The following is a 25,007-nucleotide window of genomic DNA, read 5'->3' as shown; positions in this document are numbered from 1 at the left end:
CCACCGGTCAGGGCAGCAGGGCCAGTGACTGGGCGGCCACCGCGCCTACCGGGCCGCCCGCCGACTCCAAGTCCCGCAGGCGGCGCAGGCAGTCGGCCGGGTAGCGGACGGCGGTGCCGCCGCCGAGCGCCACCGCCGCCACCTCGGCGCGCCGGTCGCGGGGGTCGTCCGACCACTCCAGCGCGATCCGCAGCGCCTCGGGGGCGAGGGTGTCGTCGGCGCACATGTACGACAACACGTTGGCCGCCGCCACCCGCTCCGCCGCGCTCCCCAGCGCCCACACCTCCAGGAACTCCTGGCGTACCTCCTTGACCGAGTGCCGCGCGAGCAGCGCGAGCCCGGCGGCGGCGCGCACCTGGACGGCCGCCCCTTGCGAGGGCAGCGAGCGCACCCAGGCGCGCAGCGGCTGCCACAGCCAGAACCCGTACCGCCCGGCCAGCTCGGCGAGCACCTGCCCGCGCTGGTGCGCGGCGCGGAAGGTCACGCGCCCGTCCGCGACATCGACGAGGGGGCCGCCGATCGACCGGGTGAGCGGTCCTGCCGCGGTGTCGCGGCAGAGGCGTTCGAGCCGGGCGAGCTGCTCGTCGAAGGCGCGCTCGGCGAGCCGGTGCGTGAACGCCAGCGCGGCCACGGCCAGCACCTCGCCCATGGGCGGCTTGGTGTCGAACCAGGTGGCGACCTCGTCGGCGGGCGGCTCGCCGCGGGCGAGCCGGGCCGCCAGGCGGACGACCTCGGCGGGGGTGGGCAGCCGTAGCGCCAGCTCCCTGCCGCGGGCCAGCTCGTCCGCCGCGACGCCGGCGCGCCGGTCGAGGCTGCTCAGGCACAGGTCGTACAGCTCGCCGGGGTCGGGCGCGGCCCACGCGAGCTCGACCTCGGCGGCGGCCGACAGCGCGCCGCTCCTGGTGACGACCAGGTACGACCCCAGCTCGGCCAGCTTGCGCGCCAGATCGACCAGGTCGGTGCGGCCCGCGGAGGCGGCGATCCAGTCGTGCAGCAGGTACGCCCGGCCCGGCTCGTACTCGATGCCCGTCAGCAGCTCCGCCACGCCGGCGGCCGGGGACAGCACGGTGATCGTGCTCTCGGCCAGCGACATGCGCGACAGCAGCGCGATGGCTCCGAGCCGCCGCCCGCTGTCCTCCTCGCCGACGAGAACGAGCAGGTGGCGCGCGGCGAGCCGCCGCACCGCCTCGGGGAAGCACCCCGGCTCCAGGTACGACCTGAGCCGCGCGTCGGCCTCCCGCCTGGTCAGGTCTCCGGTGGCGGGACCGGCGGTGGCGCGCAGGTGGTCGTTGACCGCTTTGATGCTGCCTGTGAGCGTTAAGTGGTCGAGGTCTATCTCGCCCGGATCAGGCGTATCTGTCACGAAGCACCTCGTAATAGGGCGGAAGTTTTCTCCGGAAAGAAGACCCACGCGTCAAGGGGTTTCTTTGTTTTCGCACAAGAGGTGACGGAGCGTCATCATCCCGCGCCTGACCTGCGGAAATCCGCCGCCCTTCACAACGGTTCAGACATGTGGATCATGCCTGGCATTGCCCTCTTCGAGCCTCACGGCCCGTAGATATCAACCAATACACGATCGAAGATCGTATGCAACCTCCAAAGCCAATATAGCGAGATTTATCTCTATTTACGGGCTACGACACACATGTCCACAATGACGAGTCAAGTCCCCGGCTCTTGACTCCCTGTCCCCGCTCCCGTCAGGTTGTGAATGTGACCGAGCACGCGCTGGGTCGCCCGGCCGAGGAGTCCCGGCAGCGTTTCGACGGCTACGACTCGGTGTTCGACGAAGGCGTGTGGCATCGCGGTCACGCGCTCACCGAACGCGCCCGCCGGATGTGCGGCGGCTCCACGGAGGCGGGCATCGGGCCCGGCGACCGGGTCGTGGTGATGATGGCCGACTCCCCCGAGGCGCCGATCGTCTACCAGGCGCTGTGGGCGGCGGGCGCGGCGGTGGCGCCGGCGGTGTCCCTGGTGCCGCCGGACGAGCTGGGCAATGACGCCTTGCGCGATTCGGGCGCAGGACGCCCGGCGTGCAGATCCTGGAGGGCTACGGCCACACCGAGACCAGCGCGGTCACCCCGTTCGACCCGCCGGGCCGCCGGGTGGCTAGCGCCGGCCTGCCACCGGCCGACCGCCCTGACACCGGGGTGGGCTCCTGCCAAGCCCCGCCAGAGACGCCGCGCTCAACCGGGCGCCGCACCGATCACGCCGGGAGAGACTGCTCCCCCAAGCCCCGCCAGAGACACCACGCCCGACCAGGCGCCACACCGACCACGCCGGGAGAGACTGCTCCCCCAAGCCCCGCCAGAGACACTGCGCTCAACCGGGCGCGGCGCCGGGCCTGCGAGGGTTTCGCTCTTCTACATACCGGTCAGCCACGTGCCGATTCCGTGATATCTGTTGATCCGTCTGGAGGTGAAGATGAGCCAGGAAGACTCGTCGGGCTACCCGTACATCCCTTACGGGGCGCCGTACGGCGAGCAGCCGCCGCCCCAATACGGTCATGGCTACGGCTCTCCTCCGCCCGCCCCCAGCAGCGGCCCCACGGCCAACGCCATCGTCGCGCTCGTGCTCAACTGCTTCTCGGTCGTGTCCTGCTGCAACATCTTCGGCATCCCGGGCGCGATCCTGGCCGGTCTCGCGCTCGGCAGGGCCACCACCCGCCCGCAGACCGCCCGCACGATGCTCGTCTGGAGCTGGGTGCTCTTCGGCGCGGGCCTCGTCTTCACGCTCGGCACGTTCGTGTTCCTGGGCGCCAACGGCCACCTGGACGACTGAGGCCGGACCCGCACTGGCGCCGTCCAGGACTAATCCTGGCGTGTCCGTTGTTGGAGACACGGAGCGGGGGAGCCGGGATCACGAGACGATGGTCCCGATGCGTCAGAGCCCCGTCCGCAACCCCACGGAGACAAGCCAGTGAGCGATGGACCGCTGATCGTCCAGTCGGACAAGACGCTGCTGCTCGAGGTCGACCACGAGCAGGCCGACGCCTGCCGTAAGGCGATCGCGCCGTTCGCCGAGCTCGAGCGCGCTCCAGAACACGTCCACACCTACCGCGTCACGCCGCTGGCGCTGTGGAACGCCCGAGCCGCGGGCCACGACGCCGAGCAGGTCATCGACGCGCTCATCACCTACAGCCGCTACCCGGTGCCCCACGCGCTGCTCGTGGACATCGCCGAGACGATGGCCCGCTACGGGCGGCTGCGCCTGGAGAAGCACCCCGTACACGGCCTGATCCTCACCTCCACCGACAAGGCCGTGCTCGAAGAGGTGCTGCGCTCGAAGAAGATCCAGCCGATGCTGGGCGAGCGCGTAGGCGACGACTCGGTCATCGTGCACCCGAGCGACCGCGGCAACGTCAAGCAGGCGCTGCTCAAGCTGGGCTGGCCGGCCGAGGACCTGGCCGGTTACGTCGACGGCGAGGCCCACCCGATCAAGCTGCGCGAGGACGGCTGGGCGCTGCGCCCCTACCAGCGCGAGGCGGCCGACGCGTTCTGGAACGGCGGCTCCGGCGTGATCGTGCTGCCCTGCGGCGCGGGTAAGACGATCGTCGGCGCGGCGGCCATGGCCCACGCCCAGGCCACCACGCTCATCCTCGTCACCAACACGGTCTCGGCCCACCAGTGGAAGACCGAGCTGCTCAAGCGCACGTCCCTGACCGAGGACGAGATCGGCGAATACTCCGGCAACAAGAAGGAGATCCGCCCGGTCACCATCGCCACGTACCAGGTGATGACCACCAGGCGCAAAGGCGTCTACAGCCATCTGGAGCTGTTCGACGCCCGCGACTGGGGCCTGATCGTCTACGACGAGGTGCACCTGCTGCCCGCGCCGATCTTCCGGATGACCGCCGACCTCCAGGCGCGCAGGCGCATCGGCCTGACCGCGACGCTGGTGCGCGAGGACGGCCGCGAGGGCGACGTGTTCTCGCTGATCGGCCCCAAGCGCTACGACGCGCCCTGGAAGGAGATGGAGAACCAGGGCTGGATCGCCCCCGCCGACTGCGTCGAGGTGCGGGTGACGCTGACCGACGACGAGCGGCTGGCGTACGCGATGGCCGAGGCCGAGGAGCGCTACCGCTTCTGCGCCACCACGCCGTCGAAGACGCGCGTCACCGAGGCGCTGGTGCGGCGGCACCTGGGCGAGCAGGTGCTGGTCATCGGGCAGTACATCGATCAGCTCGACGAGCTGGGCGAGCACCTCAACGCGCCGGTGATCAAGGGCGACACCAGGGTCAAGGAGCGCGAGCGCCTCTATCAGGCGTTCCGCGACAAGGAGATCCAGGTGCTGGTGGTGTCGAAGGTGGCCAACTTCTCCATCGACCTGCCCGAGGCGGCCGTCGCGATCCAGGTGTCGGGGACGTTCGGCTCCCGCCAGGAGGAGGCGCAGCGGCTCGGGCGGGTGCTGCGGCCCAAGGCCGACGGCGGTGGCGCCCGGTTCTACACAGTGGTCAGCAGGGACACCGTCGATCAGGAGTTCGCGGCGCACCGGCAGCGGTTCCTGGCCGAGCAGGGATACGCGTACCAGATCATCGACGCCGACGACGTGCTCGGCGGGGTGTGAGGATCGGTCGCGATGCCCGGCCGCTCTCACCCGAGCGGCCGAGCATTCACCGTGGTGTCACGTCCACGAGACTCCGCGGGCCGACGACATTCGAACCACCCCCCTCACCTGCGTACTATCACGCCGCCTGCGACATACCCCCATGATCCGACAATCGCACCTGAAATGCCCGAATTTTTCGGTATTTCCAGGATGACGGCTGTCGCACCTTTCCGCCCGGCTCAGCGCGCCAGCAGTCCCCCGAGGAACAACACGCCCTCGGCCACGATCCAGGCCAGCACCCCCGCGCCCATGAGGCGCGCGAACGTGCGCGAATCGGCCCTGGACCACGGGAACAGCCAGGCGGCCGCCGTGCAGCAGGCTGCCAGCGCGGCGAACAGCGCGGACACCGTGGAGACGGTATCAAGCCGCTGCGCGCACGTCGATGGGCTCTCATCGCCGGCGCAAAACGCCTGAAGCCCCCAACCGGCGAACACCGAAGCGGCCCACAGCGCCGCGAGCAGGAAGCTCGCGATCGTGGGCACGATCGGTGAGACACGGAGCCGGAGCACCTCCTATGCGTACCCGGTCGCCCGCGAGTAAATGCTTTGGAGGGCCGCCGGACTCGGCACTAAACTGGCGGATTCGCTGCCTTGACCACCTCCGTTCACGTACTCCAGGGAGGCACTTCCGCATGCCCGGACACCAGATGGCCCCTGACATACGCCCAGCGACCGGCCCGGAGACCGGCCCAGGGACCGGCCCAGGGAGCGGCCCAGGGAGCGGCCCAGGGAGCGGCATCGACGCCGACGACCCATCCGACGTACTCGCGGCCGAGCAACGGCACCTGGCGGAGTCCAGAGCCGCGCTCAAGGCCATGCGTGAGCATGCCGAGTCCCTGTCGGCCGACGCCGCCGGCGACTGGGTCTCCCAGCAGATCCTGCAATCCCTGCTCGACCAGCGGGTGGCCGCGCTGGCCGACCACCCCGACACCCCGCTGTTCTTCGGCCGGCTCGACCGCGCCGAGGGCGACGAGCTGCCCGGCACCATCTACGTCGGGCGCCGCCACGTCCACGACGCCCACAGCAAGCCCCTGGTGATCGACTGGCGGGCGCCGGTGTCCCGCCCGTTCTACCAGGCCAGCCCGGCCGACCCGATGGGCGTCATCCTGCGGCGCCGCTTCGGCTACCAGGGCGGGACGCTCACCGCGTACGAGGACGAGCCGCTGGCCGAGGGCGGCGAGATCGGCCCGTCGAAGATCCTCACCGAGGAGATCGAGCGCCCCCGTACGGGCCCGATGCGCGACATCGTCGCCACCATCCAGCCCGACCAGGACGAGATCGTCCGCTCCACGCTCGCCAAGACCGTCTGTGTCCAGGGCGCGCCCGGCACCGGGAAGACCGCCGTCGGCCTGCACCGCGCCGCCTACCTGCTGTTCACCCACCGCGAGCGGCTGGCCAGGTCGGGCGTCATGATCGTCGGCCCCAACCGGGCCTTCCTGTCGTACATCTCCTCCGTGCTGCCCGCGCTCGGCGAGGTCAAGGTCGACCAGACCACGGTGGCCGGGCTGCTCGGCGAGCACGCCGCGCCCGAGGCTCCCGAGGTCGCCGCCGTGAAGGGCGACGCCAGGATGGCCGCCGTCCTGGAGCGCGCGCTCTGGCTGCACATCACCAAGCCGGAAGACGGCCTCGTCTACACCAAGGGCGCCTACCGCTACCGGGTGGCCGACTACGAGGTACGCGAGATCGTCGCCTCCCTGCGCGGCACCACCCGCTACAACCCGGGCCGCGCGGCGCTCGCCCAGCGCCTCGCCCACATGGTGCTCGTCCGCATGGAGCAGCGCGGCGAGTCGCCCGACGACCGCGTCCAGGACGCGGTGGCCAGGTCGAAGCCGGTCAAGCAGCTCGTGGACGCCGTCTGGCCCAAGCTGACGGCCGAGCAGGTGCTCTACCGCCTGCTGTCAGACCCCGGCTTCCTCGCCAAGGCCGCCAAGTCCGACCTGACGGCCGAGGAGCAGGAGCTGCTCATCTGGCGCAAGCCGTACCGGAGCTGGAAGTCGGCGAAGTGGTCGGCGGCGGACGCGGCGCTCCTCGACGAGCTGAACGACCTCATGGAACGCACGCCCTCCCTCGGCCACCTGGTCGTGGACGAGGCCCAGGACCTGTCCGAGATGCAGCTCAGGGCGCTCGGCCGGCGCTGCCGCAACGGCTCGGCCACCGTGCTCGGCGACCTCGCCCAGGGCACCACCCCGTGGTCTGCCACCTCGTGGGAGACCGTGCTCGAACACCTCGGCCAGCGCGACGGCGAGGTGACGGAGCTGACGCTCGGCTTCCGCGTGCCGCGCGAGGTGCTCGACTACGCGGCCCGGCTGCTGCCGTCCATCGCCCCCGGCCTGGCCGCACCGCGCTCGCTGCGCCCCGGCGTCGGCTCGCTCACCGTGCTGCCCGGCGGCTCGGTCGCCGAGGCGGCGGAGCAGGCGCTCGCCAAGGAGGGCTCGATCGCCGTCATCGCCCCCGACGCCCTGGTGGAGACCGTCTCGCAGGCGCTGTCCGCCCTGCCGCACGCCGTGCTCGACCCCGACTCCACCGAGGAGCACCGCCTGCTCGTCGTGCCCGCCACGCTGGCCAAGGGTCTCGAATACGACCACGTCATCGTCGTCGAGCCGGCCGACATCGTGGCCGCCGAGCCCAGGGGCCTGGCCCGGCTGTACGTCGTGCTGACCCGTGCGGTCACCTCGCTGACCGTCCTGCACGACAAGCCGCTGCCCGCCGAGCTTCAGGTGTGAGCTGCGCGGGCACGGCCGCTTCTAGGATGGCTGGGCAAGCACCTAGCTCTCACCCAAGGAGGATGCCGTGCCCGCACCGCTTCCCCATGAATTCCTGCCATCGGTCCCCGCGCTCGTGGTCGAGAGCGACGAAATCCAGGACGGCGAACGCCTGCCCGACCTCCACGTCTTCAACGACTGGGGCATGACGGGCGGCAACCTGTCGCCGCACCTGCGCTGGTCCGGTGCTCCCGACGGCACCCGCGGCTACGCCGTCACCTGCTTCGACCCCGACGCGCCCACCGGCAGCGGCTTCTGGCACTGGGTGCTGTTCGACCTGCCCGCCTCGGTGACCGAGCTGCCCACGGGCGCCGGCACGGCCCCCGACTTCAAGGGCCTGCCCGAGGGCGCCGTGCACGCCCGCACCGACTACGGCACCAAGGCGTACGGCGGCGCCGCCCCGCCGCCCGGTGACCCGCACCGCTACGTGTTCACCGTGCACGCGCTGAGCGTCGAGAAGCTGGGTGTGGACAGCGACGCCAGCCCCGCCGTGGTCGGCTTCAACATCAACGCCAACCTGCTGGCCCGCGGCTTCATCGTCGCCCACTTCGGCGTCTGATCAGCCCATCCGAGTGACCTTTTCCGACGGGCCTGCCGGTCCTTTCCCGGCAGGCCCTTTTTCACGCCCCCTTTTCCGGCGAACGCGTTCCGGCACGCGCCGCAGCGAGCGACCGTCCGCGAGACGTCGAGCGGCGTGCGCTTGCCGCAAGCGAACATCCGCCACTCCTTCGTGTTCGTGCCAGGGGAAGTCGCGGCCACTCCCCCTTCCTCGCCAGAGGTAGCGGATCCCATACGGAACGTACCGGCCGGTCGACAAGAAAGAGCGGCCCGGAGAATCCCGGACCGCTCTTCGCCTGTGCGACGGATGAAGACTTAGAAGTCCATGTCGCCGCCGCCGGGCATGCCCGCGCCGGCAGCAGCCGGAGCCTTCTCCGGCTTCTCGGCGATGACGGCCTCGGTGGTCAGGAACAGCGCCGCGATGGAGGCGGCGTTCTGCAGCGCGGAGCGCGTCACCTTGGCCGGGTCGATGATGCCGGACTCGAACATGTTGACGTACTCGCCGGTCGCGGCGTTGAGGCCCTCACCCGGGGTGAGGTTGCGGACGCGCTCGACCACGACGCCGCCCTCGAGGCCGGCGTTGACCGCGATCTGCTTGAGCGGCTCCTCCAGCGCCTTCTTGACGATGGCGGCACCGGTGGCCTCGTCGCCGTTGAGCTCCAGCTTGTCGAAGGCCTTGGCGCCGGCCTGCAGCAGCGCCACGCCACCGCCGGGGACGATGCCCTCCTCGACGGCCGCCTTCGCGTTGCGGACGGCGTCCTCGATGCGGTGCTTGCGCTCCTTGAGCTCGACCTCGGTGGCGGCACCGGCCTTGATGACGGCGACACCGCCGGCCAGCTTGGCCAGACGCTCCTGGAGCTTCTCGCGGTCGTAGTCGGAGTCGGTGCGCTCGATCTCGGCGCGGATCTCGTTGACCCGGCCGGCGATCTGCTCGGCGTCACCGGCGCCGTCGACGATCGTGGTCTCGTCCTTGGTCACGACGACCTTGCGGGCGCGGCCGAGCAGGTCGAGGGTGGCGTTCTCGAGCTTGAGACCGACCTCCTCGGCGATGACCTGGCCGCCGGTCAGGATCGCGATGTCGTTGAGCATCGCCTTGCGGCGGTCACCGAAGCCCGGAGCCTTGACGGCGACGGAGCGGAACAGGCCGCGGATCTTGTTGACGACCAGGGTGGCCAGGGCCTCGCCCTCGATGTCCTCGGCGATGATCAGCAGCGGCTTGCCCGACTGGACGACCTTGTCGAGCAGCGGCAGCAGGTCCTTGTTGGCGGAGACCTTGCTGTTGACGATCAGGATGTAGGGGTCTTCGAGAACGGCCTCCATGCGGTCGGAGTCGGTCACGAAGTACATCGAGGTCATGCCCTTGTCGAAGCGCATACCCTCGGTGAGCTCGAGCTCCAGGCCGAAGGTGTTGCTCTCCTCGACGGTGATGACGCCTTCCTTGCCGACCTTGTCCATCGCCTCGGCGATGAGCGAGCCGATCTCGGGGTCGGCGGCGGAGATGGAGGCGGTCGAAGCGATCTGCTCCTTGGTCTCCACGTCCTTGGCCAGCTTGGAGAGCTCCTCGCTGACGCGCTCGACGGCGGCCTCGATGCCCTTCTTCAGGGCCATCGGGTTGGCCCCGGCGGCGACGTTACGCAGACCCTCGCGCACCAGCGCCTGGGCGAGCACGGTGGCCGTGGTGGTGCCGTCACCGGCCACGTCGTCGGTCTTCTTGGCGACCTCCTTGACCAGCTCGGCGCCGATCTTCTCCCAGGGGTCCTCGAGCTCGATCTCCTTGGCGATGGACACACCGTCGTTGGTGATCGTGGGGGCGCCCCACTTCTTCTCCAGCACGACGTTGCGGCCCTTCGGGCCCAGGGTCACCTTCACGGCGTCGGCGAGCTGGTTCATACCGCGCTCGAGACCGCGCCGGGCGTCCTCGTCAAACGCGATCATCTTGGCTGCCATAAGGCTAGACCTCCCAGTTGCAGGGTGGCTTGTCGTGGACCGAGCCGACGCCCGCGACGGCATGGGTCAGCATCTCCTTCGGCAGACCCCATCGTCCCGATCCGGTGTTGGCACTCTACTGCACAGAGTGCCAACGAACTGTTTAGCACTCTACCCTGCCGAGTGCAAGCGAACGCCCCTGCTCTCCCTGCTTTCTCCCAGGTCAACGGCCTTTTGCTGGTCTGCGCTCATATGCGCCGGTACGGCGAGCCGCCGGGCGGCCCACCGTACGCGAGTCGACGAAAGAGTGATGAGGGCTCGCACGGACTGCGCTGCCGTGCGAACCCACCCGGTGCGTACCAGGTCGTGGATCAGACAGTGCGGACGGACTCCGCCTGCGGTCCCTTCTGGCCCTGCGTGATCTCGAACTCGACGCGCTGTCCCTGCTCGAGAGATCGGTACCCGTCCATCAGGATCGCTGAGTAATGGACGAATACATCCTTACCACCGTCTACCGCGATGAAGCCGTAGCCCTTGTCCGCGTTGAACCACTTGACGGTGCCCTGCGCCACTTCCGACTCCTCTTACTGGTCTACCAGATCTCGCCCATTCCTCCGCGAGACCTGTAATCGCCCGACTTAACGGAAAATCAGCCGGACGATCGCCTCGACCATACCTGTGGCAAGGGGTTTGGCAACAGAGTCAATCTGCAAACAGCCTATTTCACCCATCCGAAGGTCGTTCAACGTTGAATTGGGCCTGGAAAAGGAGAAGGCGCCCACTAGGGGCGCCTTCAGGATGTGATCCTCGACACTCAGCCGCCGGCGACGGCCGGGATGATGGAGATCTGAACGCCGTCGGGGGCCGGAGTGTCGAGCCCCTGGGCGAATCGGACGTCCTCTTCTCCCACGTAAACGTTGACAAAACGACGAATCTTGCCCGATTCATCCAGAATTCTGGCGCCGATGCCCGGGTAGTCCGCGTCGAGCTTGGTGAGCACGTCACGAAGAGTCGCGCCCTCGCCACTGACCTCGGCGTTGCCCCCGGTGTATGTGCGCAGAATGGTGGGAATCCGCACAGAAACGCTCATGGTTATAGTCGCCTTTCCTGATTGATCAGACAGTCGCGCGGAACGCGTCGAGGGAGGGCCGGATCACGGCCGTGGGTACGGCGTCGTCGCTGATCGCGTCGAGCGTCTTGAGCCCGTCACCGGTGTTGAGCACCACGGTCAGGGCCTCGGGGTCGAGCACGCCGTTCTCGGTGAGCTTCTTCAGCACGCCCACCGTGACGCCGCCCGCGGTCTCGGCGAAGACGCCCTCCGTCGAGGCCAGCAGCTTGATGGCGGCCACGATCTCCTCGTCGGTGACGTCCTCGACGGCCCCGCCGGTGCGCCGGGCGATGTCCAGCACGTACGGCCCGTCGGCCGGGTTGCCGATGGCCAGCGACTTGGCGATGGTGTCGGGCTTGACCGGCCGCACGACGTCGTGGCCCGCCTTGAACGCGGTGGACACCGGCGAGCACCCGGCCGCCTGCGCGCCGAAGATCTTGTACGGCGTGTCCTCGACGAGCCCCAGCTTGATGAGCTCCTGGAAGCCCTTGTCGATCTTCGTGAGCTGGGAGCCGGAGGCGATGGGGATGATGATCTGCTCGGGCAGCCGCCAGCCGAGCTGCTCGGCGATCTCGTACGCGAGCGTCTTGGAGCCCTCCGCGTAGTAGGGCCGCAGGTTGACGTTGACGAAGCCCCACTTGTCGCCGAGCGGGTCGCCGATGAGCTCCGAGCAGAACCGGTTGACGTCGTCGTACGTGCCCTCGATGCCGATGAGCTTGCCGCCGAAGACCCGCGCCATGGCGATTTTCGCCTGCTCCAGGTTGGCCGGGATGAACACGCACGCCTCCAGCCCGGCGCGCGCCGCGGCGGCGGTGACCGCGCCCGCGAGGTTGCCGGTGGAGGAGCAGGAAAGGGTGTGGAATCCGAAGTTCCTGGCCGCTTCCACGGCCATGGCGACGACCCGGTCTTTGAACGAGTGGGTGGGGTTGCCCGAGTCGTCCTTCACGTAAAGGGACTTGATTCCGAGCGTTCGACCGAGGTTTCCGGCCTTGACCAATTTCGTCCAGCCGGGGTTCATATTCGGCTTTTCGGTCACGTCGGCCGGCACCGGAAGCAGCGCCCGGTAACGCCAGATGTTGGCGGGACCCGATTCGATCTGTTCGCGGGTCACTTCGCCGAAGTCGTAGGCCGCCTCAAGCGGCCCGAAACACTCCAGACAGGCGAAGCTGGGACCCAGCGGGTAACGAGCGCCGCACTCGCGGCAGGACAGACCGACGGCAGGACCAAAGTCAAGCGACATGAAGCGAGGCCTTCCCTCATCTTCGCCCGCGGCCACCTTGACCGCGAACCGGAATTGGCACCTTGTCCCGGTCGGCCTCGCCAGGTCGCGAGTCTCGAAAGCCGGGAGGGTTGCCGGGGCTTCACAGGGCCGGTCCCTCCACCCCTCTGGATGAGCTGTATGAAGTTGTTGAATTGGACTCTACCCGCTGAAGTGGACGAAATTACCACCCGTCTCAAGATGTGAGACGGGTGGTCTCATCGGTAGTCCTCTCCCAGCACGCTCTGCACGTATTTGCGGGCCTGGTGGATGCGGGACTTCGCGGTGCCCAGCGGGATGCCGAGCTGCTCGGCCACCTCGTTGTAATCGAGCTGGACGATGTCGCGCAGCACCAGCGCCTGCGCGAGATCGGGCTTGTCGGCCTCCAGCGCCTCCATGGCGTCGAGCAGGTCGAGCCGCGAGCCCGCGATCACGCTGACCCGCCGCACGTCGGGCTTCTGCACGGGCAGCTCGTCCGAGCTCTGCTCGGCCGCCCGACGCTTGAGCGACCGGTACGTCGTGCGGGCGCAGTTGGCCGTCACGATGTGCAGCCACGTACTGAACCTGGCCCGCCCCTCGAAACGGCTGATATTGCGCGCGACGGCCAGCAACGTATCTTGCGAGGCCTCCTCCGCGTCCTGGTGATAAGGCAGGATTCGGGCGCAATGCCGCATCACATCGGGCTCTATCCGCGCCAGGAGCTCACCGAGTGCGCGATGGTCTCCGGCGGCGGCTGAGCGAGCGAGTTCCTCGGTTAGCTCATCAAGCGCCATAGCTGGGATCCTATGATCGAAAGGAGCCTGGATGAACAGCGTGCTGTTGGCCTCCAACAGGGGGCCGGTCTCCTTCACCGTCTCCGACGACGGCGAACTCACCATGAAGCGCGGCGGAGGCGGTCTCGTCTCCGGGCTGTCGGGCGTGGCCAAGGGCGACGGCGTGCTGTGGGTCTGCGCCGCGCTGTCCGACGGCGACCGCAGCGCCGTACGCCTGGCCGGCGGCGGCCGCATCGACCACGCCGGCTACGACACGGGCCCGATGCGCATGCTGGACATCGCGCCCGCCACCTTCCACCGCGCCTACAACGCGGTGGCCAACTCGACCCTGTGGTTCGTCAACCATCTGCTCTACGACATCCCCAACTCGCCCAATTTCGGCACCCGTTTCGAGCGCGAGTGGGAGTCCTACCGCGACTACAACGGCGCCTTCGCGCTGGCGCTCGCCGAAGAGGCCGGGCACGGCGCGCGCGTGATGGTGCAGGACTACCACCTTACGCTGACGCCGGCCATGCTCAGGGCCGAACGGCCGGACCTGCGCATCGCCCATTTCAGCCACACCCCCTGGGCACCGCCCGAGTACTTCTCCCTGCTGCCCGACGACGTCGCCAGAGAGGTGCTCGAAGGCATCCTCGGCGCCGACCACGCCGGGTTCCTCACCGACCGGTGGGCGCAGGCGTTCATGGACTGCTGCGAGCGGCTGCTCGGCGCCGAGGCCGACCGGGTCGGCCGCAGCGTCACCCACGCGGGCAGGACCACCCGCATCGGCGTCCACAGCCTGGGCGTGGACGGCGCGGCGCTGTGGGAGCGGGCCAGCGAGCCCGACGTCGAGTCGCACATGGCCGCGCTCAGGGAGCAGGTCGGCGAGCGCAAGCTGATCGTCCGCATCGACCGCACCGAGCTGTCGAAGAACATCGTGCGCGGGCTCATCGCCTACCGCGAGTTCCTCGCCGCACACCCCGAGTGGCACGGCCGCGTGGTGCACCTCGCCTTCGCCTACCCCAGCAGGCACGACCTGCCCGAATACCGCGAGTACACCGCCTCGGTGCAGCGCTGCGCCCAGGAGATCGAGGACGAGTACGCCACCGAGGACTGGGACCCGCTGATACTCAACGTCGACGACGACTACCCGCGCTCGCTGGCGGCCTACCGGCTGGCCGACGTGCTGCTGGTCAACCCCATCCGCGACGGCATGAACCTGGTGGCCAAGGAGGGCCCCGTGCTGTCGCCGCGCTGCGCGCTCGTGCTGTCGCGGGAGGCGGGGGCGGCGGCCGAGCTGGGCCCGCACGCGCTCATGGTGAACCCGTACGACATCAGCGGGACCGCCGCCGCCCTGCACCAGGCGCTGATGATGCCGGAGGACGAGCGGCGCATGCGCCGCGACAGGCTGCGCGCGGCCGCGACCGCACTGCCGCCGCAGAAGTGGCTCGCCGCCCAGCTCGAAGCCCTGGCCTGAGATCATCGCCGTGCTCAGCGCCACCGGGCGCGCGCCAGCACGCCGGAAAGGCCCGGCGTGTTCCACTGGTCCACGACCAGGATCCGGGTCTGGGGCAGGTACCACTCGCGCTGGGTGAGGCGGGATTTGACCTTGCCCGTGGTGGAGCGGCAGACGACCGCCCACTCGCGGTAGGCCGCCTTGTGCCCCGGGCCGACCTGGCGCAGCCCCTCCACCTTCGGCTTCGGCGAGGCGAAGGACAGGCCCCACTTGCGGTCGGCCGGGCAGAGCTGCACGTCGGTCGCGGGGTAGAAGGGCGTCTTGCCGGTGTAGGGGTTGAAGCTCTCGTGCCCCACCTTGATCGCCTTGGGGCCGAGGATCCAGAACCCGTCGCATCCCGGAGTGAAGTAGCTCCCCTTCGGCTTGGCGCACCTGCCGGTGACCACGCGGGTCCAGTCGGAGCGGACCTCGTACACCCTCCACTCGGCCGGAAGCCGGAGCGTGAGCCCGCCTCTGAGCTCGAGCGTGCGGGTGGACGCGGCTTCGGCGGGCAGCGCCGTCAACAGCGCCGCCGCCGGGGACGGCGAGACGAGAGCGGCCGCCGCCACTCCCGCGGCGGCGAAACGAGACGTGATCATGCGAGCACTGTACGGAGTCCGGCTTACTGACGGCTGAAAACCGCCTGTCCCGACCGAGGGCGAAAACCGCGGGACGGCCCGCAAGCGCGGCTCACGTGCCGCCGATCGCCGAGACCAGCTCTTCGAGCAGCGCCACCACGCCGTCGGGACCGTCCACCACGATGTCGGCACGCTCGGCGAGCGCGGTCACCTCGGCCGAGCCGCTGCACACGGTCACGCCGGGCAGCCCGGACGCGCGCACGGCCTCGAACGCCGCGAGATCGCCGAGGTCGTCGCCCACGAACATGACCGACCTCGCCGAACGCTCGGCCAGGAACAGACTGAGCGCCTGCCCCTTGTCCATGCCGGGCGGCCGCAGCTCCAGCACCATGCGGCCGGGCTCGACCACCAGGCCGTGCTCGCCGGCCAGCTTGGCCAGCGGCTCGCGCAGCGCCTCCAGCGTGCCCTCGGGGTCGGGGCTGCGCCGGGTGTGCACGGCCACGGCGCGCCTTTTGTCCTCGATGCTGACGCCGCGCACGCCGAGCGACTCCAGCAGCAGCGGCAGCTCGGCCTTCGCGCGCGGCACGCCGGGCGGCGGCGGTGGCGCGGAGATGCGGCCGTCCTCCCAGCGCTCGAAGCCGTAGTGGCCGAGCACCACCAGGCCGGGCACGTCGGCCAGGCCGGGGCCGAGCTCCAGTGCGGTGGCCGCGGGCCTGCCGGTCACGATGGCCACCGCACGGACGCGGGCGCCCAGCTCGGCGAGCACGCCGGGCGCCTTCGGATGGATCACGGCCTGGGCCGGGTCGGGCACGATCGGCGACAGGGTGCCGTCGAAGTCGAGCCCGATCACGGCGCCCGCCGGATCGTTCACGATCGCTTCCATTGCAGGGATGTTCTTCACGCGGCTGCCGTACCCAGAGGGTCAGGGACGCATGCCGAGCCTCCTGGCCGCACGATCACGCCTGCGCGCAGAGCGTAATCTGCGCAACCGCTTGACCAGCATGGGGTCCTGTTCGAGCGCCTCAGGCCGGTCGATCAACTCGCCGAGAAGCTGGTAGTAGCGCGTGGCGGAGAAGCCGAACGTCTCCTTGATGGCCTGCTCCTTAGCGCCCGCGTAGCGCCACCACTGGCGCTCGAAGGCGAGGAGATCGAGATCGCGTTGGGTAAGTGGTCGTCGGGACGGTTCCTGGGCAGCATTGTCACCGCTGAGCGGTGCTCCCATGGTGTCCTCCTCGAAAGGGGCGGGTGACGATCTCGCCGCCCGCACGCGGCCCGTTCGCCATCGTAATGTGCGAAGTGCGGCTGTTCACGATGGATTGGGAGACGTACAGTCACGAAATGTGACCTCTGTCATCACGCTCCTCACCGACTACGGGTTAGAGGATGGGTATGTGGCGGCCTGTCATGGAGTGATCGCCCGGCTGGCCCCGGAGGCCAGGGTGATCGACGTCTGCCACCTGATCCCCGCGGGCGACGTGCGGCGCGGCGCGGCGGTCCTGGCGCAGACGATTCCGTACCTTCCCGAGGGTATCCACATCGGCGCGGTCGATCCCGGAGCGGGTGGCTCCCGGCGCGCGGTGGCCATCGAGGCGGGCGGCCGGGTGTTCATCGGGCCCGACAACGGGCTGCTGTCGTGGGCGGTGCACGCCGGCGGCGGCGCGCGGGCGGCGTACGAGATCAGCAACGACGACTGCTTCCTGCGCCCCGCATCCCCGACGTTCCCTGGACGCGACGTGTTCGCGCCGGTGGCCGCGCACCTGTACGGCGGGCTGGCCCTAGCCGAGGTAGGGCCGCAGGTACCGGTGTCCGGGCTGGTCACGCTGCCCGAGCCGACCACGGTGCTGCGCGACGGCTCGGTGGAGGGCGAGGTGGTCTCGGTGGACCGCTTCGGCAACACGCAGTTGTCCATCGGCGCGGGCGATCTGCAGGCGCTGGGCGTGCGGGTGGGCGACACGCTGGGGGTCTGGCTGGGGCGGCGGCGGTTCTCGCTGCCGTATCGGGAGACGTACGCGGCGGTGCCGCCGGGCGAGCTGGTGGCCTTCACGGACTCGGCGGGGCTGATCGCGATCGCGGTCAACTGCGGCGACGCGGCCCAGCGGCTGGGACTCCCGCCCGGCGCGCACGTCCGACTTTCACCTACTTATAGGAAATAGAAGACAGTTCGGAACTACTCCACGTATCGGACTGTTTACGGAAGCGTCCTTACGTCGGCGCACACGCGTGTCAGAATGCGAGCTGACCGGAGGTCCCTCCCCTCCTGCCGAGGTCGACGTGTTCCAGTTGTCCGTTGTACTGATCTTGCTGCTGTCCGCGGCCTGGCCCGCTCCCGTCACCCCCGTCTCCGAACGCTGGCGCTCCTGGCCGGTGGCCCGCATCTTCCCGCCGCTGGTGCCTGGGCACAGCCCGTCGGGGGCGCGGGTCACGTACGTGCTGGCCGGGGTCGCGCCCGAGACCGCCTGCGCGTCCGCCTTCCAGCCCGGCGCCGTGCGGCCGGGCTGCCGCGTCGCCCTGCGCGCCACGTACGCCGACAGCACGCAGACCTTCGTCGTCACCGCCGGCATCGGCGTGCTCGACGGCCCCGGGACGCCCGTCCACCGCTCGGGGCGGCCCGCGACCGTGCGGCCGGCGGCGTTCTCCGGCGGTCCCGCCGCGCGCTTCGGCGACCGGCAGTACGTCACCGGCGTGGTGCTCGGCTCGGCCGAGCGTTACGTGGTGGCGACGGCGGCCGGGTACGCCGACGGGCGGGCGTACCGGCCGGGCGCGCCCGTCCCCTCCCGCCTGCGCGGCGCCGCCCGCCAGGTCGCGACCGCACTGCACCAGGCGCTGACGCGATGAAACCGATCGTCGCATGCCTGGTGTCGGCCGCGCTCCTCGCCGGGAGCGCTCCCGCGGCGTTCGCCGGCGGCATGGGAGACGGCGCGGGAGACGGCGCCGACGAGGTGGCCGCGGCCGCGAGGGCCGGGCAGTGGCAGCTCGGCGCGCTGCGCCTGTCCGAGGCGTGGCGGATCACCAAGGGCGAGGGCGTCACGGTGGCGGTGCTCGACACCGGTGTCAACGCCGACCACCCCGACCTGAAAGGCGCCGTCGTCCAGGGCCCCGACCTGACCGCACCCGGCGGATCGGGGAACGGGCGGCGCTGGGGGCCGCACGGCACCGCGATGGCCGGGCTGATCGCCGGCCGCGGGCACGGCGAGGGTCACAAGGGCGGGGTGCTCGGCATCGCGCCCGCCGCCCGGGTGCTGTCGATCAGGGTCACGCTGGAGAACGGCGACCCGCGCCGCGCCCGCAGCCGCCCGAGCTGGCGCGACGCGCTGGCCAGAGGCATCAGGTACGCCGCCGACCACGGCGCCGGCGTGATCAGCATGTCCCTCGGCGGCGGCAGCGGCGCGTGGGAGGGCTCGGCCGCCGAGGAGGAGGCCGTCCAGTACGCCATCGCCAAGGGCGCGGTGCTCGTGGCGTCGTCGGGCAACGACGGCGCCACGGAGAACAGGAAGAACTTCCCCGCCGCCTACCCCGGGGTGATCGCCGTGGGCGCGGTGGACCGGCGCGGCAGGGTGGCCCGCTTCTCCAACAGGCAGGACTACGTGTCGGTGGTCGCGCCGGGCACGGACATCGTCACGGCCGACGGCGACGGCTCGTACGTGGTGAGCGACGGCACCAGCTCGGCCGCCGCCATGGTGGCGGGCATCGCCGCGCTCATCAAGTCGGCGCATCCGCACCTGTCGCCGTACCACGTGCGGATGGCCATCGAGATGGGCACCAGGCGGCGACCGGGCCAGGACGGCTACAGCCCCGCCTACGGTCACGGGGTGGCGAACGCGGCGCTCGCGCTGCGCGCGGCCGCCAGGCTGGCCGCCCCCACCGCAGCGCCGCCGCGTCCCGGGCCGTACTTCGGCTCCGGCCCCGCCTCCAGGACGGCGGTGGTCGCGGGGATGGTGGTGCTGGCGATCGCGATGTCGGGGTGGGTGGTGCTGCGGTCCCAGTCGCGGCGCGGGGATTCGACCTAGCAAGCCCGGCGCGGCTCCTGCCCCAACCCGCGCTGCCGGCCTGGCCGCGAACCAGGGCCTGTTCGGCCACGGCTCGGCGCTGATCGCCACGGCCTGAGAACGCGAAGACCCCCTGGGGCTCCCCAGGGGGTCTCCATGTGTCGGTTCAGCCCGCGTGCACCACGTCGTGCGTTTCGGCGAAGTGGCAGGCGCTCTCGTGCCCGATGCCGGGCCTGATCTGCAGCAGCGGCTCCTCCTCCGCGCAGATCTCCTGCGCCTTCCAGCACCGGGTGCGGAAGCGGCAGCCGCTCGGCGGGTTGGCCGGCGAGGGCGGGTCGCCCTGGAGGATGATCCGCTCCCGCTGCTCGCGCCCCTCGGGGTCGGGCACCGGCACCGCCGACAGCAGCGCCTGCGTGTACGGGTGCGCGGGACGGTCGTAGATCTCGGCGTCCTTGCCCAGCTCCACGAACTTGCCCAGGTACATCACGCCCACGCGGTCGGAGATGTGGCGCACCACCGACAGGTCGTGGGCGATGAAGATGTAGGCCAGGCCGAACTCGTTCTGCAGCCGCTCCAGCAGGTTGACCACCTGCGCCTGGATCGACACGTCCAGCGCGGAGACCGGCTCGTCACAGACGATGATCTCCGGCTGCAGCGCCAGACCACGGGCGATGCCGATGCGCTGCCGCTGGCCGCCGGAGAACTGGTGCGGGTAGCGGTTGATGTGGTCGGGGTTGAGGCCGACCACCTCCAGCAGCTCCTGCACCTTCTTGCGCCGATCGCCCTTGGGCGCCACCTCGGTGTGGATCTCGAACGGCTCGCCGACGATGTCGCCGACGGTCATCCGGGGGTTCAGCGAGGTGTACGGGTCCTGCATCACCATCTGGATGTTGCGGCGCATGCGCTTGAGCTCGGCGCCCCTGGCCTTGGCGATGTCCCGGCCGTTGATCAGCACCGAGCCCGACGTCGGCCGCTCCAAGGCCATGAGCAGCTTGGCCAGCGTGGACTTGCCGCAGCCCGACTCGCCCACGATGCCCAGCGTCTCGCCCTTGTGCAGGTCGAACGAGACGCCGTCGACGGCCTTGATCGCGCCGACCTGCTTCTTGAAGAGGATGCCCTGGGTCAGCGGGAAGTGCTTGACCAGGTCGCGTACCTGCAGGATGGCCTCACTGCCGCTCGCCATCGAGGACCTCCCTCCAGTAGTGGCAGGCGCTGCCGCGCGTGCCGCTGATCTCGTACAGCGGGGGGCCGTCGGTCTGGCAGTTGTCCTGACGGAACGGGCACCGAGGATGGAACGCGCACCCCTTCGGCAGGTTCAGCAGGTTGGGCGGCAGGCCCTTGATCGCGTACAGCTCCTGGCCCTTCTGGTCGACCCTGGGGATCGAGTCCAGCAGGCCCTTGGTGTACGGGTGCGCGGGGGCCTTGTAGATGTCGTACACCGGGGCGTGCTCGACGATGCGGCCGCCGTACATGACCGCGATCTTGTCGGCCACGTCGGCCACGACGCCGAGGTCGTGGGTGATGAGGATCAGGCCCATCTGGCTCTCGCGCTGCAGCTCGGCCAGCAGCTCCATGATCTGGGCCTGCACGGTCACGTCGAGCGCCGTGGTCGGCTCGTCGGCGATCAGCACCTCGGGGTCCAGCGCGATCGACATGGCGATCATGATGCGCTGGCGCATACCGCCGGAGAACTGGTGCGGGTAGTCGTTCACCCGCTGCTTGGCGGCCGGGATGCGGACCCGGTCCATCAGCTCGACGGCCTTCTTCATGGCGTCGGACTTGGACATGCCCCGGTGGACCCGGAACATCTCGCTGATCTGCCAGCCCACGGTGAACACCGGGTTGAGCGCGGACAGCGCGTCCTGGAAGATCATCGCGATCCGCTGGCCGCGCACCTGCGTGCGCGCCTCCTCCGACAGCTTGAGCAGGTCGGTGCCCTTGAAGCGGATCTGCCCCTTGGGGATCACCGCCGGCGGCATGTCGAGGATGCCCATGATGGCCTGCGCCGTCACCGACTTGCCCGAGCCCGACTCGCCCAGCACCGCGAGCGTCTCGCCGGGGTTGACCGTGTAGCTCACGCCGTTGACCGCTGGTACGACGCCGGCCCGCGTGTGGAACTCCACGTGCAGGTCGTCGACCGCGAGCAGCGGCCCGTCGCCCGGCCCTCCCTCGGCGGGCAACACATCCGTTTGCGTCTTCTTCACGTGATCCCCCCTTCTACCTGAGCTTCGGGTCGAGCGCGTCGCGCACCGCGTCGCCCAGCATGATGAACGCGAGCACGGTGATGCTCAGGAACACGGCGGGGAACACCAGCGGCAGCGGCGCCTCAAGGAACCTGTTGCGCGCGTCGGCGATCATCAGGCCCCACGAGATGTCCGGCGACTGCACGCCCACGCCCAGGAACGACAGCGCCGCCTCGGCGGCGATGAACGTGCCCAGGTTGATCGTGGCGACCACGATGACCGGCGCCAGCGAGTTCGGCAGCAGGTGACGGAACATGATCCGGCCCGCTCCCGCGCCCAGCGCTCTCGCGGCGACCACGAAGTCCTGGCTCTTCGCCGTGATCACCGCCGCCCGCATGATACGGAAGACCATCGGCCAGCCGAGCACCGTCATCGCCAGGATGACCAGCAGGATGCTGTTGGCCTTGCCGCGGAAGGTGGCCGCGATCAGCAGCGCGCCGAGGATCGAGGGGATCGCGAAGAAGATCTCCGTGACCCGCGAGGCGACCGTGTCGGTCACGCCGCCGCGGAAACCGGCGATGATGCCGAGCAGACCACCGATGAGCGTGGTCATGAGCGTGGTGAGCACGCCGATGACGATCGAGTTGCGAGCGCCGTAGATGGTCCTGGCGTAGACGTCGCAGCCCAGGTTGTCGCGGCCGAACAGGTGACCCGGCCCGGGACCCTGCCGCGCCGTGGACAGGTCGCAGGTCCTGGCGTTGTACGGGTCGATCGCGCTGAACAGCGACGGCCAGAACGACATGACCAGCAGGACCAGAATGATGATCACCGAGACGATGAACATCGGACGGCGCCGCAGGTCGTGCCAGGCGTCGGTCCACAGGCTGGCGGGCTTGCCGCCCTTGCCTTCACCGCCCTCGGGCTCGGTTGCTGGGGCGGCGACCGTGTCGGGGACCAGCGTCTGCGTCTCCGGGAGTCCTGGCCCGCCCGTTGGGGTTGGGTTACTCATAGCGGATCCTCGGGTCGAGCACGGCGTACAACAAGTCGACGACCAGGTTGGCCAGGATGTAGATCAGCACCAGGATGGTGACGATCCCGACGACAACCGGCTGCTCACGCAAGTAGACCGAGGTGAAGAGCTGGTTGCCGATTCCGTGGAGGTTGAAGATCGTCTCTGTGATCACCGCGCCGCCCATGAGGTTACCGAGGTCGGCGCCCAGATAGGTGACCACCGGGATCAGCGCGTTGCGCAGGCCGTGCCTGCCGATGACGCGCCGCCTGGTCAGGCCCTTGGCGACGGCCGTGCGAATGTAGTCCGCCCGCAGCGTCTCGACCAGGCTCGTCCTGGTGAGCCTGGTCAGGTACGCGACGGACACGCCGGCCAGCACGAAGCCCGGCAGCAGGTAGCTGCGCAGGCCCGCGAACGTGCCCGCGACGGGGAAGATGTCCACGCCCGTCCACTGCCTGAGCTGCACGCCCAGCACGAGCTGGAGCACGAAACCGGTCACCAGCGTGGGCACCGAGATCAGCAGCAGGGTGGAGGCCAGGATCATGGTGTCGGTGGCCCGGCCGCGGCGCAGCGCCGCCCACAGGCCGAGGCCGACGCCGATGAGCGCCTCCATGACCAGGGCGACCAGTGCGAGGTTCAGCGTGACCTGGAACTTGCCGGCGAGCATCTCCGAGACCGGCACGTCGGCGAAGTTGACGCCGAAGTCGCCCCTGAAGAGCACGCCGCTGATGTAGTACCAGTACTGCAGAAGCAGCGGATCGTTGAGGTGGTACTGCTCGCGCAGCACCTCGGCCACGGCCGGATCCGGCCGCTTGTCCCCGAACAGTGCCGCGATGGGGTCGCCGGGCAGCGCGAAGACGATGCAGAAGATGAGTAGCGTGGCGCCGAGCAGGACGGGTATCGCCTGGATCAAGCGCCTGATGACATAACGGCCCATTAAGCCCTCCGGTACACACTTGGAGGCAGCCCTCGGAGTCCGTGATTCAGCCGGTCCGAGTGACTGCCTCCAAGCTCAGCCCTCCGACGGGCGGGCGGCAAGAGCCGCCCGCCGGGCGAACGACGTCAGGCCTTCTCGATGTCCGCCCACTCAATCTGGTTCAGCAGATTGAGCTTGACGTTCTTGACCTTGGTGGAGTGGCCGAAGTTGCTCCGGTAGAAGTAAACCGGGATGTAGGGGAGGTCCTTCAGCAGGATGTCGTCGGCCTGCTGGTAGAACTTCAGACCCTCCTCGGCGGTCGGCGCCTGGTCGCCCTTGGCCACCAGCTCGTCGAACTCCTTGTTGGAGTAGCCGCCGTAGTTGGAGCCGGTGGCGATCGCACCGGTGCCGAAGATCGGGGTCAGGTAGTTCTCGGCCGACGGGTAGTCGATGGCCCAGCCCATACGGAACAGGCCCTTGTACTCCTTGGCGTCCAGGGCGTCCAGGATGCCCTGGAACTTCTCGAACGGCTTCGGCGTGACCTCGATGCCCAGGTTCGCCCGCAGGTTGTTGGCGACGGCCTCGATCCACTCCTTGTGGCCACCGTCGGCGTTGTAGCCGAGCTCGATGCTCTTGGGGCCACCGGCCTGCTCGTACAGCTTCTTGGCCTCGGCCGGGTTGTACGTGCACGCCTCGCAGGCGCCCTGGCGGTAGCCGGGGATGGCCGGGTTGATGAAGTCGTCGGCGGGGGCGCGGGTGCCGGAGAAGACCGTGTCGGCGATCGTCTTCCGGTCGATGGCCATGGAGATGGCCCGGCGGACGTCGACGTTCTCGAAGTCCTTGTTGTACTTCAGCGGGACGCCGATGTAGCCGACGGAGGCGTCGGGCTCGTCGAAGTAACGGTCACCGAGGACGGACTTGGCGGTGGCGATGGCGGTCGCCGGCAGGGAGTCGTGGATGTCCAGTTCCTCGGCCTGCAGGTCGTTCCAGGCGGTCTCGGAGCTGGTGTAGACCTTGAACTGGAGCTTGGTCCAGTTCGACGGCTTCTTGCCGGGGAACTTGTCGTAGACCGACAGCTCGATGGTCGGGTCGGTGCCCTTCTTGTACGGCTTGTCGAGCTTGAACAGGCCCTGCCCGATCGGCTTCTCACCGTACTCCTGCGTGACCTTGCCGTCGGGGCCGATCGCCGACTCCGGCATCGGGTAGAAGCAGGTGTAGCCGAGCATCGTCTTGAACTGCGAGAACGGCGCGGACAAGGTGACCTCGAGCGTCAGGTCGTCGACGACCTTCAGGCCCTTCATCTCCTTGGCGGTCGGCTTCTTGCCCTCACCCGGGTGGACGTCCTCGTAGCCCTCGATGCGGCCGAAGAAGTAGGACGACGACATGGCGTTGTCCTGGTACGCGGCGTAGTTCCACGCACGCGCATAGTCGGCCGCGGTGACGGGCTTGCCGTCGTGCCACGTGTAGCCGGGCTTCAGCTTGATCGTCCAGACCTTGCTGTCCTCAGTCGTGATCGACTCGGCGGCCTCCTCGACCGGCTGCTTGTTCTCGTCGTAACGCACGAGCGGAGAGAAGACGGCTGCGAGAACCTCAGAGCCCTCGGTCTCAGTGGTGTTCTGCGGGTTCAGGAGCTCCTGGGGCTCTCCGATCTCCATGCGGACCGGCGTGTCTGAGCCGCCCGCGGCGGTGCCACCGTTGTCCGAGGCACCGCCGCCACACGCGGCAACCGCGAGGGCGAGCAGCGCGGTACCGGCGACGATCCGTGCGCCCTTAGTAACACGCATGGTGAAAGAATTCCTCCCTCTACAGGTTGGGCGCCAAGCGCTGAGCTGCGGTGATCGTGAGCAGCCTGACGGGGAGTTCCTGGTA

At 69.5% G+C, this 25,007-nt stretch carries 24 protein-coding genes and 1 riboswitch; of the genes, 9 read left to right on the top strand and 15 right to left on the bottom strand.

Annotated elements, in window-relative coordinates; genetic code table 11:
• Window positions 1–7: 7 nt before the first annotated feature.
• The gene (locus WBK31_RS38840) at window positions 8–1,363 is read right to left on the bottom strand and encodes a hypothetical protein (protein WP_364068303.1); all 1,356 of its coding nucleotides are present in this window, start codon (window positions 1,361–1,363) and stop codon (window positions 8–10) included.
• Between the two features lie 344 nt (window positions 1,364–1,707).
• Between WBK31_RS38840 and WBK31_RS38835 the strand changes: the two genes are divergently transcribed.
• From WBK31_RS38835 to WBK31_RS38825, 3 genes are all read left to right on the top strand, one after another.
• A complete protein-coding gene (locus tag WBK31_RS38835) occupies window positions 1,708–2,397 on the top strand; it encodes an AMP-binding protein (RefSeq protein WP_406674015.1) in 690 nt (229 codons plus the stop codon).
• A 27-nt stretch (window positions 2,398–2,424) separates the two neighbouring features.
• Entirely contained in the window at window positions 2,425–2,781 is a 357-nt protein-coding gene (locus WBK31_RS38830) for a DUF4190 domain-containing protein (RefSeq protein WP_364068307.1), read from the top strand.
• A 138-nt stretch (window positions 2,782–2,919) separates the two neighbouring features.
• The gene (locus WBK31_RS38825; RefSeq protein ID WP_364068309.1) at window positions 2,920–4,566 is read left to right on the top strand and encodes a DNA repair helicase XPB; all 1,647 of its coding nucleotides are present in this window, start codon (window positions 2,920–2,922) and stop codon (window positions 4,564–4,566) included.
• Window positions 4,567–4,787: 221 nt separating this feature from the next.
• On the opposite strand, the gene WBK31_RS38820 is transcribed toward WBK31_RS38825, so the two are convergent.
• The gene (locus WBK31_RS38820; RefSeq protein WP_364068311.1) at window positions 4,788–5,090 is read right to left on the bottom strand and encodes a hypothetical protein; all 303 of its coding nucleotides are present in this window, start codon (window positions 5,088–5,090) and stop codon (window positions 4,788–4,790) included.
• Between the two features lie 149 nt (window positions 5,091–5,239).
• On the opposite strand from WBK31_RS38820, the gene WBK31_RS38815 reads away from it, so the two are divergent.
• Window positions 5,240–7,330, top strand: a complete 2,091-nt coding sequence (locus WBK31_RS38815; protein WP_406674014.1) for a HelD family protein — start codon at window positions 5,240–5,242, stop codon at window positions 7,328–7,330.
• Window positions 7,331–7,397: 67 nt separating this feature from the next.
• Window positions 7,398–7,928 (top strand): YbhB/YbcL family Raf kinase inhibitor-like protein, encoded by a 531-nt coding sequence (locus WBK31_RS38810; protein ID WP_406674013.1) that lies wholly within the window; start codon window positions 7,398–7,400, stop codon window positions 7,926–7,928.
• A gap of 314 nt (window positions 7,929–8,242) precedes the next feature.
• On the opposite strand, the gene groL is transcribed toward WBK31_RS38810, so the two are convergent.
• The 5 genes from groL to WBK31_RS38785 form a co-directional block, all read right to left on the bottom strand.
• Window positions 8,243–9,874, bottom strand: coding sequence for a chaperonin GroEL (gene groL / locus WBK31_RS38805; RefSeq protein WP_364068317.1), 1,632 nt, complete (start codon window positions 9,872–9,874; stop codon window positions 8,243–8,245).
• A gap of 350 nt (window positions 9,875–10,224) precedes the next feature.
• Window positions 10,225–10,425, bottom strand: coding sequence for a cold-shock protein (locus WBK31_RS38800; RefSeq protein WP_043633553.1), 201 nt, complete (start codon window positions 10,423–10,425; stop codon window positions 10,225–10,227).
• A 242-nt stretch (window positions 10,426–10,667) separates the two neighbouring features.
• Window positions 10,668–10,943: a MoaD/ThiS family protein gene (locus WBK31_RS38795; protein ID WP_364068319.1), complete on the bottom strand. Its 276-nt coding sequence runs from the start codon at window positions 10,941–10,943 to the stop codon at window positions 10,668–10,670.
• Window positions 10,944–10,968: 25 nt separating this feature from the next.
• Complete coding sequence (thrC, locus tag WBK31_RS38790; protein WP_364068321.1) at window positions 10,969–12,201, bottom strand: threonine synthase; 1,233 nt, start codon at window positions 12,199–12,201, stop codon at window positions 10,969–10,971.
• Between the two features lie 13 nt (window positions 12,202–12,214).
• Window positions 12,215–12,358, bottom strand: a riboswitch (SAM riboswitch).
• A 79-nt stretch (window positions 12,359–12,437) separates the two neighbouring features.
• Window positions 12,438–12,992, bottom strand: coding sequence for an RNA polymerase sigma factor (locus WBK31_RS38785; RefSeq protein ID WP_364068323.1), 555 nt, complete (start codon window positions 12,990–12,992; stop codon window positions 12,438–12,440).
• A gap of 31 nt (window positions 12,993–13,023) precedes the next feature.
• Between WBK31_RS38785 and WBK31_RS38780 the strand changes: the two genes are divergently transcribed.
• Window positions 13,024–14,448: a trehalose-6-phosphate synthase gene (locus WBK31_RS38780; protein ID WP_364068325.1), complete on the top strand. Its 1,425-nt coding sequence runs from the start codon at window positions 13,024–13,026 to the stop codon at window positions 14,446–14,448.
• 14 nt (window positions 14,449–14,462) lie between these two features.
• Here the strand turns inward: WBK31_RS38780 and WBK31_RS38775 are convergent, their stop codons facing one another.
• The 3 genes from WBK31_RS38775 to WBK31_RS38765 form a co-directional block, all read right to left on the bottom strand.
• Complete coding sequence (locus WBK31_RS38775; protein ID WP_406674012.1) at window positions 14,463–15,065, bottom strand: hypothetical protein; 603 nt, start codon at window positions 15,063–15,065, stop codon at window positions 14,463–14,465.
• A gap of 91 nt (window positions 15,066–15,156) precedes the next feature.
• Window positions 15,157–15,927 (bottom strand): trehalose-phosphatase, encoded by a 771-nt coding sequence (otsB, locus tag WBK31_RS38770; protein ID WP_364068329.1) that lies wholly within the window; start codon window positions 15,925–15,927, stop codon window positions 15,157–15,159.
• 39 nt (window positions 15,928–15,966) lie between these two features.
• Window positions 15,967–16,266 carry a DUF3263 domain-containing protein gene (locus WBK31_RS38765; RefSeq protein WP_364068331.1) on the bottom strand — a complete coding sequence of 100 codons (300 nt, stop codon included), beginning with the start codon at window positions 16,264–16,266 and terminating at the stop codon, window positions 15,967–15,969.
• 118 nt (window positions 16,267–16,384) lie between these two features.
• Between WBK31_RS38765 and WBK31_RS38760 the strand changes: the two genes are divergently transcribed.
• The 3 genes from WBK31_RS38760 to WBK31_RS38750 all read left to right on the top strand — a co-directional run bounded on the left by WBK31_RS38760 (window position 16,385) and on the right by WBK31_RS38750 (window position 19,051).
• On the top strand, window positions 16,385–17,197 hold the full coding sequence (locus tag WBK31_RS38760; RefSeq protein ID WP_364068333.1) for an SAM-dependent chlorinase/fluorinase: 813 nt from the start codon (window positions 16,385–16,387) through the stop codon (window positions 17,195–17,197).
• A gap of 127 nt (window positions 17,198–17,324) precedes the next feature.
• A complete protein-coding gene (locus WBK31_RS38755; protein WP_406674011.1) occupies window positions 17,325–17,879 on the top strand; it encodes a hypothetical protein in 555 nt (184 codons plus the stop codon).
• A complete protein-coding gene (locus WBK31_RS38750; RefSeq protein WP_406674010.1) occupies window positions 17,876–19,051 on the top strand; it encodes a S8 family serine peptidase in 1,176 nt (391 codons plus the stop codon). Before WBK31_RS38755 ends, WBK31_RS38750 begins: the two co-directional genes overlap by 4 nt.
• Before the next feature lie 145 nt (window positions 19,052–19,196).
• Here WBK31_RS38750 and WBK31_RS38745 read toward each other — a convergent pair whose 3' ends face one another.
• The 5 genes from WBK31_RS38745 to WBK31_RS38725 all read right to left on the bottom strand — a co-directional run bounded on the left by WBK31_RS38745 (window position 19,197) and on the right by WBK31_RS38725 (window position 24,793).
• A complete protein-coding gene (locus WBK31_RS38745) occupies window positions 19,197–20,213 on the bottom strand; it encodes a dipeptide ABC transporter ATP-binding protein (protein WP_364068339.1) in 1,017 nt (338 codons plus the stop codon).
• Window positions 20,197–21,234 (bottom strand): ABC transporter ATP-binding protein, encoded by a 1,038-nt coding sequence (locus WBK31_RS38740; RefSeq protein ID WP_406674009.1) that lies wholly within the window; start codon window positions 21,232–21,234, stop codon window positions 20,197–20,199. Before WBK31_RS38740 ends, WBK31_RS38745 begins: the two co-directional genes overlap by 17 nt.
• A 13-nt stretch (window positions 21,235–21,247) precedes the next feature.
• The gene (locus WBK31_RS38735; protein ID WP_406674008.1) at window positions 21,248–22,222 is read right to left on the bottom strand and encodes an ABC transporter permease; all 975 of its coding nucleotides are present in this window, start codon (window positions 22,220–22,222) and stop codon (window positions 21,248–21,250) included.
• Window positions 22,215–23,159: an ABC transporter permease gene (locus WBK31_RS38730; RefSeq protein ID WP_364068345.1), complete on the bottom strand. Its 945-nt coding sequence runs from the start codon at window positions 23,157–23,159 to the stop codon at window positions 22,215–22,217. The genes WBK31_RS38735 and WBK31_RS38730 overlap by 8 nt, the downstream gene beginning before the upstream one ends.
• A gap of 125 nt (window positions 23,160–23,284) precedes the next feature.
• The gene (locus tag WBK31_RS38725; RefSeq protein WP_364068347.1) at window positions 23,285–24,793 is read right to left on the bottom strand and encodes an ABC transporter substrate-binding protein; all 1,509 of its coding nucleotides are present in this window, start codon (window positions 24,791–24,793) and stop codon (window positions 23,285–23,287) included.
• Window positions 24,794–25,007: the final 214 nt, after the last annotated feature.

This window comes from Nonomuraea sp. N2-4H (genome assembly GCF_045291505.1).
Taxonomy (GTDB): domain Bacteria; phylum Actinomycetota; class Actinomycetes; order Streptosporangiales; family Streptosporangiaceae; genus Nonomuraea; species Nonomuraea fastidiosa.
The sequence above is the reverse complement of the archived record's forward strand: the minus strand, read 5'-3'. Positions and strand labels throughout refer to the sequence as shown.